Source organism: Diplocloster agilis (genome assembly GCF_019042275.1).
GTDB classification, from domain to species: domain Bacteria; phylum Bacillota; class Clostridia; order Lachnospirales; family Lachnospiraceae; genus Diplocloster; species Diplocloster agilis.
Window position 1 is genome coordinate 35,292 of record NZ_JAHQCW010000028.1, and the last position, 14,476, is coordinate 49,767.

The window sequence follows — 14,476 nt, forward strand, 5'->3', positions numbered from 1 at the left end:
AAGAACTCACACTCAATCAGCGCACCGTGTGGGAAGCTTTTCAGACGCTCTATCAGTTTTATAAAGATGGATGTTTATAGCATTGGAGCCTGATCTGCACAAATACGGAAACAATTCCTACTCAATTTGCACCATTACGGATACGCTCCTTCAGAATTTAGAGACAAATGGGGATGTGCCGTCTACCATCTCAGATTATGCCAGAACGCTGCGGTGTCTAACTATGTTTCTTTAGCAGGAGCAGGTAGAATCCTTCCGTATACTTAAGCCAGAATATAACCCCCTTTATTGCGAACGTTGCCAGTTATCATGGCCGTTCTGTTACCGCCCTGCTAAGGAGCTGAGGCAATTTTTCCGTTATCTGTACCTCAACGGATATCATGAAAAGGATTTATCCCTTTTTATACTTGAATCAAACCTCTTACGCTCCAGGGAACATCTTCCTTCAATATGGATTCTTGAAGATTTTGAAAAAATCCTGGGCTTCGTTGATATTGGTAATCCATTGGAAAAGTGATTATGCTATCATACTGATGGTTGCCCGCCTGGGACTCCCCGTCCCATCCAGACGGAAACTTATCCACCTTTATTTTTTTAAAATACAGCTCCATTTCCTCATATAATCTTGCAAACCTACATAGAATCAAGCTTTCCGCTCCAGCAGCGCCACTGTTTCACAATGGCACGAGAGGACAGGAAGTACGTCTTTTGCTCCTTAGTTTGTCCGACTTAATCCACCACTGTTTTTAGTGTTGTGGTCGTAACAGGAAACATATCAACACCAATCGAAAAATTTTGAGTTTCAACTATTATTTACTTTCTTCAATATAACATCTACATGGTTCATTATATTTTCCATAGCATTTTCAGTAAGATGACTATTTGATTTTAGCTTTAGCCCAATTGCAACTTTGGATTTCCCTGAAATGCGTTTAAATACGCTTCGCGACATAATAAAGCAATGCTAAAATTTGCATTTCCTGAGCCGGCGATACTTCTTAAATTATTATAAGCCTTCTCCATTCCTAATTTGTCATTTGCTCGTCTACAGATATCAAAATAATCTTTATGTATATAGAATGAATGATCAAATTTAACTAAACCTTCTTCTAATACTTGTAACGCTTTTTCCGTATCGTTATCAATAAATGCCAAATATTTAGCCTTTAACTGGAAATAAATTTCACTTGCAGCAATTCTATAAATGCTTTCTGCAGTCTCCAAAATATCATTAATGTCTTCCTTCTGACGTTCTGTCAAATCAATCTTGTACATCAAACAGTCAAAATATGCTTGCATCTGATACAAATTCTCTGGATAATCTCTATAATTCTGTTCTGCTAAATCCAAAGCCGTATCATAATCTTGCATATTAGTATAAATTAAAACCAATTCTCTCCTAGCTTTGTCATGCCTTGGATTTCTTCCCAGTACATTAAGGTAACTATTCTCTGCCATTTGATATTGTCCCTGCAAACGATAATTAAACCCTTTCAGAAAATTATATTGTTGATATGCTTCATTTTCTCTAAAGTATGAAACTTCTGCATCAAATTCTATCATCTTTAATCTTGCCAATGCACTACAATAATAAAACTGAATAACATTCTTTGCGTCCTCATCGCTATTCAAAAATAATCTTGATTGTTTCATCTCCTTTACTATATCTAAAACTCTCAAATACTTTCCTGCGTTGTACAACTCAATTACCGATTTAACATATACCGTTGCATATAGAAATCTATCAGGCACAGAAACATTATTTTTCAAGTTTTCTTTGACATAATATGAAAACTCAGAAAACGACAAATAATTCATGTATTGTGGATCTTCCATTCTTTTGGTGAATTCTTCAATGTTATCATTAAGAATACCTTTTATGTCATCTGTCATGCTAAATCCACTTCTCAAAACATAATCTCTAATGACAGAATTCAACTTTAGATATTCCCCTGATGTTCCTACTGTACTACAAATAGTAAACATTTTAATTCTACTTAATATTTGGCGGTATACAGCATTTTTTTTAATAACATATTCAACCAAACTGACTGGAACGGTTCCTAATTGAGCAATTAATGCCAAAAATCCATTGTATTCTTCTTTTAAATTATCTTCTATTATAACATCTAAAATTTTTGCCGAATTTACTTTAGGCATATCATATACCAAATAAGAATTATCTTTTACATACTGTATACTCTGATTATCGCATGCTAATTCTACACAATACTGTATTTGAAGAGGATAACCTGTTAGTATTTCTGTAAAAAAGTCAATATCTTCCTCTTCAAAAGGAATGCCACATATTTTAGAATAACCTCTTAAAAAACCGAATGTGTCACTTGGTTCTAAGTTTTGCAGCGAGATTTGAAATACATTTTTATTTCTACGATACCTAAAAGAGTTCAAACTGATTCTTGTAATTATTACCAATGTCACCTTTCGCCCTATTTTTTCTAAGACTTTTTCAAACCAATATGTGATTTCTGATGATTTAACAAGACACATATCATCTTCAACAAAAATTTGCTCACGATATTTTTGAGCTGTATTTAATAACTCTACCAAAATATCAATTTTATCATCCATACTTCCTAATTTAGCAATATCATCATTATTATAATCACCTAGTCCCAAATCACTATTCAGTTTCATGATAAAATCATCGATAGAATCATTCTGAGATAACGATATGCTCATAGGAAAATAATATCTTTCCATCATTTGTGAATCCTTCAATGCTGCACGTGCAAACGCCCTCCTACCAATACCATCAATCCCAGAAATTACAAGACATTTTATATGCCGTAATTTACCATTTTCATCTCTTTCGTCTAGTTTTTCTTTAAATGTCTTTTTTTCCAAATCTCTTCCATAGAAAAAGTTTAACTTATTATCAAAGTCAATTTCTTTTTCCATTCTAAGCCTCGTTAATTGTTCCTCAATCTTTTTGCATGCCACTTTATAATTTTGTATATGTCTCAGGTTATAAGCTCCAAAACCAGTCTTTAAAAAGTCCGGTATTCTTGTATCTGCATATGCTATGGAGTCATCAATAATTATCGGAAATATCTGTGATAGTTTTTTACTATCGTTATTAAGATGTTCTTGAGCCTGATAAATCTCTTTTTTCACCCATTCTGATTCTAAAGAATCGTTGGAAATAAAGAATACAAATATATCTGCGTCATCTATTCCCTTAAAAATTTCTTTAATAGTCTGCATCCCTGCCTCAAATGTCATTTCGTCAAAAACACATCTGTCTCCGCCAAAATACTCATAAATCGGTCTAACATAATTCTTATTTTTACTACTATGTGATAAAAATATCTTGTCCATTTTAACTCCTTCTTTTGTTCTCCAACAGTTCCCTTATAAAACTCACTATTTCACATATTATTTAAAATTCACTTCAATCAAACGTTCTTTAATTTCTATAATGTTCACTTCATCAAAATTATAATTAAAAATAGAAGCAATAATAATCTGATGATCAGCAAAATCTCTTTTCAAAATATCCATCATAAGTTTGATATTGGCTTGGTCAACTTCTTTTCCACTCGGTGAATCAAGCATTATAGGTAATTTGATTTTTAAAGCATCCTCAATTACAGTAATATATGCAAGCCTGAATGCAAACGCCGTTTTATGCAGAACTGCCCCCGAAAGCTCTTTGAGGTTAGAGGTAAAAAGATACGATGCAGGTATTGTTTCTTTATTACCCAGTCCTAGCTCCTCTGCATATTTGACTACATTATTAGATATTGCTGAAACAATCTCATTATTATTCCGAGTAATATTACTAATTTCCGTTCGAATTGATTTAATCTCTTTATCCAATCGTTTAATTTCCTGTTCGATTGCGACAGGGTTCATTGGCATTCTCGCTATTCTCTTATCAAATATCTCTAACTGGCTAGCAAACTTATAAAATTCCATCTGCTCATATTCTTTGTCTTTTTCCTTTTCAAGTCTATCTATCAATCCAGAAATAGTAGCAAACTCTTTAGATACCATTTTTCTCTTAGAAATCAGTAAGTCTATTGCATCATTCAAACCAACAATATTATCCTCTGTTACGGGAAAAGTTGACCCATCAGGAGCCTGAACCAATAATTTCATATCAGCAACAAATTTTTTAAATCTTTTATTATCAGATAACGTATTATCAATTCTCCTAAGTTCCGCCTTTAATCTCTTTTGACGAAAAAGGAGCTGATTTACAGCAACATTTGATTCTTCTTCATAACTATCTGTAACCAGCTCACCTGCTTCTTCATCCAGAGTTTTCTTATATTGTGCAACGCTAAACATTTGCTTATATTTTGTCATTTCCCTTGATAACTGTGCCTCTTGACGAATCAAATCAGAACAATCACAGTCTGCTAATCCACGAATTAATTCCTCAATCTTAAAATGGATGCTTCCAATTACAACTCCTCGATTCAGTAACGTCCAGCCCTTTTCTTGATCCACATAAAAAGCCCCTAATAAATTCCCTAAAACATCAACATTCTCTGTTCCAAAAATAATTGAATGCAAATCATTTTGCTGTTCTGGAAGTACATAAGTTCTTTTTTTATTCGCCACTGTAGCTTCAATAGCAATATCATTATGACGTAATAATGAAACCTCCCCCACCGCCTCACAGTCTATTACCATTTCCACTTCACAACAGTCAAACTTAATCTTCCGAGTGTTGGGAATGTTATAGCCAAGAGCATATAGCATAAAACGAAGAAGGGTAGTTTTACCACAACTATTTTTTACACTATGAATCAGATTAACACTATCTGAAAATGCAATCGTGCGTTCAAAAAAACCTTCTTTAAGACGTATCGACTTGAATATCACAGTTTTACCCCCTTCTTAATATTTTGAATAACGATTCTATTACGAACTATCCTATATAAAATAATCTGTATTAACCCTTTTTGTAATTCTTCATCAATATCATCCAGATCAAATTCCAGCAAATAATTTCTCCATTTATTCAACACAAAATCCATACACTTCTCGGATGGTTTCTTTGCTGATTGGTATGTATTATAATCAGAGAGTACCTTTATAAAAAACTCACAGCGTTCACAACATGATTCTATAGTATCTCTATATTGACGGACAATTTCATCATATGCACTAGAATCAAATATATCTAAAAAAGAATCGTCACAATGACTAACATCGGTAGCAATGACCATAATCGGCCATATTACGTCCTTTTTCTTTAATTGTATAGCAGGGTCTTTTTTTGTGCCATTTTTAAATACTTCTTCATGCCAGATATTTAGCAGTCTTCTTCCCAAACCAGGAATATTCAAATTCAATTCACCAATAAAATCATCTACTACTTGTTTGACCACTTTATATCTTTCGATGTCACTATCTGTTTCAAATGGCAATACTTGTATCATAAACTTTTCAGTATCTAATGGATGGTTTATATTATCTAAATACCCCTTAATTATCTTTTGTGAGGACTCGGGCAAGGATAAAAACTCACGATGAGCGGCTCCCAAAAAAATATTTCTGGAGGCATCTTCATTTAAAGGGTTGGGTGAATTGGTAATTAATATTAATTGCCGTGCATCAACTTTCTGATTTCCTTCTGATAAGGAGTTTAGAGATTTTTCTAAGTTCTTTCGAACATTTCGGAAATCAGAACTACTTTTCTCTACCACTTTAGCTTGTGCCAAAATATATTGATTATTTTCCTGTTTCAATTCGATATATTCAAAGTTACCCTCTAAGCGTAATGATTTCAATTCCTCAATATTTTCGATCATAAGTACAATTGCTGCATTTACCTGAAAATCAAACCCGAGCATAACAGCATTTGCTCTCCTGCTTTTTGCCACAAACACACCCTCCATTCACTTAGAAAACGAAAAATAAAGTATTTAGTATAAACTTATTTTCTCTCCATCCGGCAGCACAAACGCCTGCTCATATCCAACACCAACAGCCTCCGCAATCTCCACCATCTCATCAAAGGAAACCGTGCCACGCTTCAACTTTTTATTAAAATTCTGCGGAGTCTGGCCAATGCGTCTGCTCAATTCCGCAAGGCTGATATTCTGTTTCTCACACAACGCTCTTATCATGTCCGATGTTGTCATGATGCACCTCCACCTATATGCGTCTATTATAAACCTCTCGGTTGATAAACACAAGCCGGTTTCCCCAAAGAAAAAACACCCTGCAGCCTATTTCCAAACCATAAGGTGCAACCCTTAATCCCTATCTTTCCACATCCACTTTCGCTCCCGATTTGAACTCCACTTCAAACCGCTCATCATAAACAGTCACTTTTTCAATCAGCCTCCGTACCAAAAGTTCATCATATTCTGAAATCCCCGCTGTCTGTGTTTTCAGAAACTCTCGCATTTCCGCAATCTGCTATTTCAGGCATTACCGTTCCACACTGTCCGAGAGTGCCTTTTGCTTTAAGTCCCGCATGCTATCAATCTCCTCTGCCACGCTTCCATAATCCTTTTTTGAATTTGCCAACCTCAGTAGTTTCTTTTGCAGTTCTTTCAGTTTGGCATTGATTCCTTCAACTGATGTTTCATCCCCTTGCAAAATAACGGTCTTGATATTCTTCTGCTGAGACTCCATTATAGTATCTCTGCTGCCAAGTACAAGGTTAATGGCTTTTACAACCGTCTCCTGCAGGTCGGATTCATGTATGGTCGGTGCATCACAAGCCTTTTGTCCATGCTCCACACGGGTACAGCATCGCCAGACTGTAGAGTGTTTACCCCGATTATTCCATGCGATTCTGCGGTAAAATTCTCCACACTTCGGGCAGTAAACGATGCTGGACAAAGCGTACTTGCTGCTGTAAACCCGTTTCTTACGTTTCTCTCTGCTGTGGAGGTTCGCTCTCCGCACCATCTCCTCCTGCACCTGCATATAGAGGTCGCGAGGAATGATCGGCTCATGGCTGTTCTCCACATAATACTGGGGAACAATGCCGTTGTTCTGCACCCGCTTTTTATTTAGAAAGTCCATAGTATAGGTTTTCTGCAAAAGGGCGTCACCGATGTACTTGTCGTTCATCAGAATCTTCCGCAGGGTTTCCGGCCGCCACTTCGCTTTGCCAGCCGCCGTAAGGATTCCGTCCGTCTCCAAACCTCTCGCAATCTGCGTCAGGCTGCCGCCCTCCAGGTATTCCTGGTAGATACGCTTAACCACTTCTGCCTCAACCGGCTAGATGACCAGGTGTCCATCCTCATCTTTCGTGTAACCAAGGAAACGGTTGTGGTTGACCTGTACCTCTCCATTCTAGTAGCGGTATTGCAAGCCCAGCTTGATGTTCTGACTCAAAGACTGGCTTTCCTGCTGGACGAGGCTCGCCATGATGGTAAGCAGTACCTCGCCCTTGGAATCCATCGTATTGATATTTTCTTTTTCAAAGACTCCTGACTTTACCAAGGGTCTGCTGTTTTTTTATAAATTTGGATACTTCCTCAACAAATCTTCGCATCCTTCAACTCCTTCTCGACCTTATGAATACGCTGTAAAGGCACATCGCTCCAACAACAGGAAATGATGTGCTTTCTTTTTGTGCCTATAACCATCTTGTCTACTCGATACCCCTTTTAACGTAAGCGTCAAATAAAATAGTGTATCGAAAAATAACCGCCAACCTTTTATACTGAAAGGTTGACGGTTATTGACAGAGTTCCTTCACCATAGGATTCCATGGCAGGTAATCATCCAGATATTCCGGATGTTCCAGGAAAGCACTTCCGGGCATATCTGACAGGATATACTTTATGTACTTTATTGGAGCAAGGCCATTCGCCTTGGCTGTCTCAACCAGAGTATAAATCCCGGCACTTGCTGATGCGCCTTTGGGACTGCCTGCAAACAGCCAGTTTTTTCTGCCGATCACAAATGGACGGATACAGTTTTCTGCTAGCGAATTACTGATAGAACAATGACCATCCTCCAGATACTGGAAGAATTCCTGCCGGTTATTTAATGCATAATGAAACGCTTTGGAAAGTTTGGATTTCGGCAGCTCTCCGACAGCATTCTTCTCTGCCCATGACCAAAAAGCCTCGAGAAGCGGTTTCTCGTGGAGCAGTCGTTCTTTTTTCTTTTGGTCTGGGGAGTAGGTCTCCAGTTCGGCTTCCAGATCAAAAAGTTTATTCAGCCGGAGGATCGCTTCTGCGGGTTTTGATGCTTCTGGGGTATGGACATCTTTGGGAAGCGCGTCTACAAAAGTCCGTCGCAGATGCGTATAGCACAGGCACCGCTTTACTCCTATGATCCCATTGTATCCGGAATAGGCATCCGTGTGGATGTAACCCTCATAGCCTTTCAAAAATGCTTCCGGATATTTTCCACCCCGCCCCGGCTGGTACTCGAAATACCGGACAGGGTTTTCCGCATCCTTGATACTGCAGTAAACCCACATGTAAGAATTCGAAGTATTCTTTCGTCCGGGTTCTCCCAGTACCTGCACATGAGTTTCGTCGATGTGCAGATAGTTCTGCTTCAAAAGTTCCTGTTTGAGACGGTGGACTACATGTCCAAGCCAGTCCCGGTAGACAACCAGAAGCCAATTCGACATGGTTGCCCTGCTTAATTTTAATCCCAGGGCTTCCCAGTCTTTTTCCTGACGGTACAAGGGAATGCCTAATTCAAACTTCTGGTGGATGAGCCATGCAATGGTGGATGCAGATGCAAGGGAATGCATCACAGGAGGGTACGGGACCGGAGTTTTCTCCATATAAGGAGTTCCTTTTTTGCGGCAGGCTCTGCATTCATAAGTTTCCCGGTAATGGTCGATCACTTTGAGCTTTGCTGGAATAAACTGCACCTCCGTGCGGACGAATTCTTCTCCGACTTTTACCATGCTGCTTCCACACTTCTCACAAAGCTGTTCACTTTCATCTATGATATGGAGTACTTTGCTATGAGGAATGTTTTCGACCAGTTTTTCTCGCTGGCCGGCATATTTCCTTTTGCGCAGATGACTTTCTACCTCAACCAGATCCGGTTCCTGTGCATTTGGATCTGAACAAGATTCAATCTCATTAAAAAGAGACATCTGCCCTGCTATCTCCAGCGTAGATGTCTTTTCAGATTTTGTTCCATAAAGTTTACGGTTCAGGAAATCAACCTGCTCTTTCAGGAGCCGGATCTGGTGTTCCAGTTCTTTAATATGATCCTGGTATTCCTGTTCCGTGCTTGACATGACTTGAAAATCCCTCCGTTTCAATGTTTTTATACTACCATAAAACAGTTGGATTTCCCAGTGGTTATAGGGATTTTTAGCATTTATTAGTCCTTGTGTGGATGCCATTTTTGCACAGCCTTTGGCTGCTCTGGATTCAGTCCTTCCAAAAGCCAGCGCAGCTGTTGCTCTGAGATCTGTTTTGCTTCTTCACCGGTCCGCGGCCATTGAAGCCGGCCGCTCTCGTAACGTTTGTATAAAAGGCAGAAGCCATCCCCCTCATAGTGGACCGCCTTGATTCGGTCAGCCCGTCTTCCACAGAACAGGAATACAGAATTGCTGTATGGATCGAGCTTGAAATTGTATAGGATGATGTCTACCAGCCCGTTGAGCTGTTTCCTCATGTCGGTGTAGCCCGTGCGGATATAGATGTTCTCCACATGGGAAATATCACCTAACATAACTGCACTGCTTTCAGAATGATTTTCAGAAGCTCGCAGGGAGTATCTTCAAAAAGTTCCACTGTCATTGTGCCGATATGGAGTACCGCGGCAGGAGCAGGACGAGAAACGTGACTGTTTGGGAGGGATACTTCTGTAAACTCAGGAGTCGGATCCTGTAAGGGAACAGAGGAAGAGGCAGCAATACATCTGATTCCATTATCCTTACGGGGCAATTCCGCAACAGCAAGTTTTCTAATCTTTGCCAGCCAGTAATAATAGCTTTTTAAGGAAACACTATTCTGTTCACACCATGCTTGGTTTGTTAAACCTGATGCTCTGCATTGCCGGATAATATCCAGCCAGTATTGAAATTTAATCTGCCTATCGGGTGTCAAAGAAGAAAGTTCCATAAGTCTGCTCCTTTTTTGAATTTAGAGTTTTGAGAGTAGACTCTAAAAACTCTAACCCTAAGTTTACAGGAGATTCCCCCAGATTTCCCTACACCTTCTTATTTGACGCTTACCTTTTAACAATCCAATCTCAACAAAGCCCCCAATATCTATCCTGTTAACTCGAATCTCCACCGATTTTTACAGTAGACCAGTTTTCCAAGACCGACAGGGCAATAAAAAACTGGGAGCCGGAACGGCTGTTCAAACAGTCCCAACTCCCAGAAATCCCTTGTTTTCTACACTTTTTCGCTATTCTATACTTTGACTTTTGACATCAATACTACGCACTCTACATGCGTTGCAATTTCTCCATTATACTGCATAGCAAAAGTATCGCCCTTCAATAGTGCTGGGCTTTGTCACAAATTTCACTATTTCTCCGGTTTATCCCTTTCAGCAGTTTTTCACCCCTTTTTAAGAAAATTCACCCCTCTTGAACTAATTCGCCCCATACATATTTGCATAGTACGACAAAAATTTGCATTACACTCTTAATTCTTCAGATTTAAAATAATCTCAATTGCTCATCTCTAAAGGATTTCATTTTACGTTCAGTAATATTATCCTCTTCTCCCACCTCTCCAAAGAGAAGTGGTGATGTTGGATTATGCAACTGATAGTTTCTATTAACAATATTAATGTTATAATTTGCATAACAATATCTACATAGATTTTTACATGAATTATAGGCACCTATATCAACACTTGCAACACATCCACATTCTTTCCTTTGATTCTGATCCTTCCCAACTTTAAGTGGACAGTTTCCTAAATATTCAAATAATTTTTTATCAATACAATGCGCATGATATATTTCATATTCGCTTAATTCAATTAGTTCTGAACACTTACATAGTTCAATGTCACATTGCTTTGCTATCTTTGAAAACCCCTCTGCAAGAATAAGCATATCCTCATTTTTAATTGTTTCTAATTTAAGTTCTTTTACATTATTGGCAGTATTTCCTATACATATCAACAAAACTGATAACACATTTTTTTGTGTATCCCTTTAATAATCTTGCAAGCATTTCAAAATATTTAATATGCTTTTCTATTGTATATTTTTTATTTATCAAAATAGGGTCATATCTCCAAATGACTCTATCTGCTCCAATTTTATTTGACAAATCAATAAAACTTGGAATAATTACCTTTCTCTTGGACGGTAATGCCTGCTCTATCTCTTCACCATAAGGATTTATTGTAAACTGAAAGTAGTATGTGTATTTGTTTAATTCACCTAACCTTGATAGCATAGGTGATGGATTTTTTGTCCAAAAAACAATACCATCAATCATATCCGGTGCCAGATTTATTTTACTGATTTGATGAATATTCATAGGATTTCTCACTAAAACAAATCCATTTTGTATTCTATTAAACAACCACTCCGAATAATAAGAAGGAATATCTGTCCGTCTACTAGCACTGATTATCATAATCTCACCTCACTTCAATAAGCATTTGAGCACCTGAACATTTTTCCCAAGGTTCATACTCTTCTAATCCCCTTTGCATCGCGAAACAAATGTTCTTATTTTCATGCTTTTTCCCATATCTCTGGTTATCGTTTGTTATGCAATAATCAAAATAGTATCCTTGGGAAGTACAAGCTATTTCTTCTTGTTTAAGTTTCTGTACAAATTTTTTAAAATAATTTCTACCTCTGTAGCAACTATTTACATCATTTATTATAATAATGAGCGGTTTATCTTTTTCTTTATGCCTCACAATTTTGTCTATTAATTCCTTAAAGAAAGTTTCAATTTGTCCTATTTGTTTCGTATTGTAAAAGTGCGAAATAACATATTGCAATATAATATCTCTTCATCCCTAAACTTTACACGCATATTATCTTTGTTTTTCACATATTCCCCTATCTCTTCATGTATCGGTCTCCATAATTCATTTTTATCAAATCCAAAATATGCTATCGTCTGAAGTGTTTCTTTTTCCTCGCAATACTTCTCAAAGGCCATCAAGTCTGGAGATGCTCCACATCCTATTGACAAAATATGTAGATCTTCGATTTCATTCAAACTTTCACTTTTTTTAATCAGATAATATATTTCACTAGCATATTTATATAAATATGTACAAGCATAAAAATTAATTATATTTTTACAATTATAATCTCTTAAACCATCTGGATATCTTTTTGGATAATGAACCTGCTCTAAACATGATTTACAACTTCCTGAACATTTTGTAGGATGCACACATTTCTTACATAAATACTTCGTATTTTCACTTTTGTATTCTTTGTTGCAATAATCAACAATTTTGTCTATTAGCATAGTTGACTCCTTCTATATAGATATCCTGTTTTTATATTATTGAAGCACAAACCTCCTGAGCAAGGCATAACTCTTTATATTATATTTTTTAGATGCCCTTAATATTGGTTAAAGTCGTTGAGTATCCTTTTGCGGTAAAGTAATGTTTTTGCCTCGTGATTCATTTCCACCGACCAAAACTATTTTCCATATTCACACGGCGTTACCCCGTCCCCTTATCCGCAGGAACTTATCCTTACCATCTTCCGCAGAAACACAACTCCATTTCCCACCAAAATTCCCGCAAACCCGCATAGAATCAAGGTTTCCGCACGAGAAGCGTAACGGTTTCCACATGCACCGTCCCCGGAAACATATCCACCCCTCCAGCCTTCACAACCCGATACCCTCTCTCCTGCAGCACCACCAAATCCCTCACCAAACTACTAGGCTTACAAGAAATATACACCAGCCTCTCCACCCCAAAATCAATAATCTTCTCCAACGCTCTGGGATGAATCCCATCCCTGGGCGGATCCAGCACGATCAGATCCGGCTTCTCCGCGATCTCATCCACAACCTTCAGCACATCCCCGGCTATAAACTCACAATTCTCAAGCCCATTCAGCCTGGCATTCACCTTAGCCGCCTCCACTGCTTCCTCGACGATCTCCACACCGATCACTTTCTTCGCCACCGGCGCCATCATCTGCGCGATCGTACCGGTTCCGCTATACAGATCAAAGATCACCTTATCCTTCGTCTCCCCCACATACTCCCTGGCCTTCTCATACAGCACCTCAGCTCCCAGCGAGTTCGTCTGGAAAAACGAAAACGGCGATATCTTAAACTTCATCCCCAGCAGCTCTTCATAGAAATAATCCTGCCCATACAGCACATCCGTTCCATCGTCCCGGATTACATCCGCCACGCTTTCATTCACCGTATGCAGAATGCCGGCGATCCGGCCCTTCAGCTCCCCATCCTGATCTATTTTAAGCAATCCTTCCTTCCACTTCCCGAGCCCGGCCACATCTTCCGCAGCCGTAACCAGATCCACCAATATTTCTCCTGTCTTAACCCCTTTTCTCACCAGCAGATGCCGCAAACATCCACTGTGGCTCATCTTATGATAAAACTGCGTCCCCTCCTCCCGGAACACATCCAGGCTCCACCTTAAGATTTTCCGAAAATCCTCATCCACAATCCGGCATCCATCCACCGTCACGATATCATAGAAGCTCCCCCGCCGATGCATCCCCAGTGCCAGCGGGCCATCTTTCACCTCATCGCCAAAGGAGAACTCCATCTTGTTCCGGTAACCGAACTGCTTCGGGCTCCCTAAGATTCCCTCGAACTCATAGTCCTCACAGACCGAATCCAGCAATTCCTTCACCTGGCCCTCTTTTATCTTCAACTGCTCCTCATAGGGCAGCGTCTGATAATTACAACCACCGCACAGCCCATAATGCCCGCAGGCCGCATCTATCTCCATTGGGGAAGGCTTTAACACTTCCAGAAGCCTTCCCTCGCATTTTCCTTTTCTGATTTTATTCACGGCAAACCGAATGGTCTGACCGGGAATCGCGTTTTTTACAACGGCCCGTTCCCCATCCGCTATTACCATTCCCTTATTCGGAAATATTACTTTTTCAACAACGCCTTCACAGATCTGTCCCTTTTTCATCCGAACCTCCTACGGTGCTTTTATCCTATCTTTACCTACACACATACCCATCCCCGGCATACAAAAAGGCTGCTTTTAAAGGCAGCCTTTCAAACTCGCTTCTGTACTTTATTCCCCTGCCGGCTCGTCATCTTCATCATCGAAGAAATCGTCATCCAGGTCATCATCAAAATCATCTTCAAAATCTTCCAGATAATCGGGAGTGAAGAAACGGTAAACTGCGTATGCGATCGCCGCAACTGCTGCTATCGCTCCGATAATCGCCAGTACCCAAAGCACCGTATTTTTGCTCTTATCTTCTTCCTTCTTGTGTAACAGCTCGTTTAATTTCGTTGTAGCCAATAAGTCTTCCATTTTGTTTTTTCCGCACATGCCTACACACGTCCTTTCCTTTTTATTGTTCCTTGGTGGAACATAATGGA

The 14,476-nt window shown here is 38.9% G+C and carries 14 protein-coding genes and 1 pseudogene; all 15 read right to left on the bottom strand.

What is annotated here, in order from left to right:
* Positions 1-894 precede the first annotated feature (894 nt).
* Positions 895-3,342, bottom strand: coding sequence for a toll/interleukin-1 receptor domain-containing protein (locus KTH89_RS15875; RefSeq protein WP_238722339.1), 2,448 nt, complete (start codon positions 3,340-3,342; stop codon positions 895-897).
* Between the two features lie 57 nt (positions 3,343-3,399).
* Entirely contained in the window at positions 3,400-4,857 is a 1,458-nt protein-coding gene (locus tag KTH89_RS15880; protein WP_238722340.1) for an AAA family ATPase, read from the bottom strand.
* Positions 4,854-5,861: a hypothetical protein gene (locus KTH89_RS15885; RefSeq protein WP_238722341.1), complete on the bottom strand. Its 1,008-nt coding sequence runs from the start codon at positions 5,859-5,861 to the stop codon at positions 4,854-4,856. Before KTH89_RS15885 ends, KTH89_RS15880 begins: the two co-directional genes overlap by 4 nt.
* Positions 5,862-5,903: 42 nt before the next feature.
* Positions 5,904-6,122, bottom strand: coding sequence for a helix-turn-helix domain-containing protein (locus KTH89_RS15890; protein WP_238722342.1), 219 nt, complete (start codon positions 6,120-6,122; stop codon positions 5,904-5,906).
* A gap of 121 nt (positions 6,123-6,243) precedes the next feature.
* Positions 6,244-6,390: an integrase gene (locus KTH89_RS25285; RefSeq protein ID WP_330655172.1), complete on the bottom strand. Its 147-nt coding sequence runs from the start codon at positions 6,388-6,390 to the stop codon at positions 6,244-6,246.
* A gap of 24 nt (positions 6,391-6,414) precedes the next feature.
* Positions 6,415-7,200 (bottom strand): recombinase family protein, encoded by a 786-nt coding sequence (locus tag KTH89_RS25230; protein WP_416387314.1) that lies wholly within the window; start codon positions 7,198-7,200, stop codon positions 6,415-6,417.
* A 90-nt stretch (positions 7,201-7,290) separates the two neighbouring features.
* Complete coding sequence (locus tag KTH89_RS25290; RefSeq protein ID WP_330655171.1) at positions 7,291-7,440, bottom strand: hypothetical protein; 150 nt, start codon at positions 7,438-7,440, stop codon at positions 7,291-7,293.
* Between the two features lie 238 nt (positions 7,441-7,678).
* Positions 7,679-9,214, bottom strand: a complete 1,536-nt coding sequence (gene tnpC / locus KTH89_RS15900; protein ID WP_238722343.1) for an IS66 family transposase — start codon at positions 9,212-9,214, stop codon at positions 7,679-7,681.
* A gap of 86 nt (positions 9,215-9,300) precedes the next feature.
* Positions 9,301-9,654: an IS66 family insertion sequence element accessory protein TnpB gene (gene tnpB, locus KTH89_RS15905; protein ID WP_238722344.1), complete on the bottom strand. Its 354-nt coding sequence runs from the start codon at positions 9,652-9,654 to the stop codon at positions 9,301-9,303.
* Positions 9,648-10,046 (bottom strand): IS66 family insertion sequence element accessory protein TnpA, encoded by a 399-nt coding sequence (gene tnpA / locus KTH89_RS15910; RefSeq protein ID WP_238722345.1) that lies wholly within the window; start codon positions 10,044-10,046, stop codon positions 9,648-9,650. The genes tnpB and tnpA overlap by 7 nt, the downstream gene beginning before the upstream one ends.
* A 547-nt stretch (positions 10,047-10,593) precedes the next feature.
* A pseudogene (locus KTH89_RS25235) lies at positions 10,594-11,530 on the bottom strand (DUF1848 domain-containing protein).
* A 4-nt stretch (positions 11,531-11,534) separates the two neighbouring features.
* The gene (locus KTH89_RS15920; RefSeq protein ID WP_238722346.1) at positions 11,535-11,906 is read right to left on the bottom strand and encodes a hypothetical protein; all 372 of its coding nucleotides are present in this window, start codon (positions 11,904-11,906) and stop codon (positions 11,535-11,537) included.
* Complete coding sequence (locus tag KTH89_RS15925) at positions 11,864-12,388, bottom strand: hypothetical protein (protein WP_238722347.1); 525 nt, start codon at positions 12,386-12,388, stop codon at positions 11,864-11,866. The genes KTH89_RS15920 and KTH89_RS15925 overlap by 43 nt, the downstream gene beginning before the upstream one ends.
* Before the next feature lie 298 nt (positions 12,389-12,686).
* On the bottom strand, positions 12,687-14,054 hold the full coding sequence (gene rlmD, locus KTH89_RS15930; RefSeq protein WP_238722348.1) for a 23S rRNA (uracil(1939)-C(5))-methyltransferase RlmD: 1,368 nt from the start codon (positions 14,052-14,054) through the stop codon (positions 12,687-12,689).
* 108 nt (positions 14,055-14,162) lie between these two features.
* Positions 14,163-14,408: a hypothetical protein gene (locus KTH89_RS15935; RefSeq protein ID WP_330655818.1), complete on the bottom strand. Its 246-nt coding sequence runs from the start codon at positions 14,406-14,408 to the stop codon at positions 14,163-14,165.
* Positions 14,409-14,476 lie beyond the last annotated feature (68 nt).

What these genes read in the sequence shown, in the direction of transcription:
- KTH89_RS15875 (WP_238722339.1), bottom strand. Translation starts at nt 3,342, where the DNA reads ATGGACAAGATATTTTTATCACATAGTAGTAAAAATAAGAATTATGTT.
- KTH89_RS15890 (WP_238722342.1), bottom strand. Translation starts at nt 6,122, where the DNA reads ATGACAACATCGGACATGATAAGAGCGTTGTGTGAGAAACAGAATATC.
- KTH89_RS25285 (WP_330655172.1), bottom strand. Translation starts at nt 6,390, where the DNA reads ATGCGAGAGTTTCTGAAAACACAGACAGCGGGGATTTCAGAATATGAT.
- tnpC (WP_238722343.1), bottom strand. Translation starts at nt 9,214, where the DNA reads ATGTCAAGCACGGAACAGGAATACCAGGATCATATTAAAGAACTGGAA.
- tnpB (WP_238722344.1), bottom strand. Translation starts at nt 9,654, where the DNA reads ATGTTAGGTGATATTTCCCATGTGGAGAACATCTATATCCGCACGGGC.
- tnpA (WP_238722345.1), bottom strand. Translation starts at nt 10,046, where the DNA reads ATGGAACTTTCTTCTTTGACACCCGATAGGCAGATTAAATTTCAATAC.
- KTH89_RS15925 (WP_238722347.1), bottom strand. Translation starts at nt 12,388, where the DNA reads ATGCTAATAGACAAAATTGTTGATTATTGCAACAAAGAATACAAAAGT.
- rlmD (WP_238722348.1), bottom strand. Translation starts at nt 14,054, where the DNA reads ATGAAAAAGGGACAGATCTGTGAAGGCGTTGTTGAAAAAGTAATATTT.
- KTH89_RS15935 (WP_330655818.1), bottom strand. Translation starts at nt 14,408, where the DNA reads ATGGAAGACTTATTGGCTACAACGAAATTAAACGAGCTGTTACACAAG.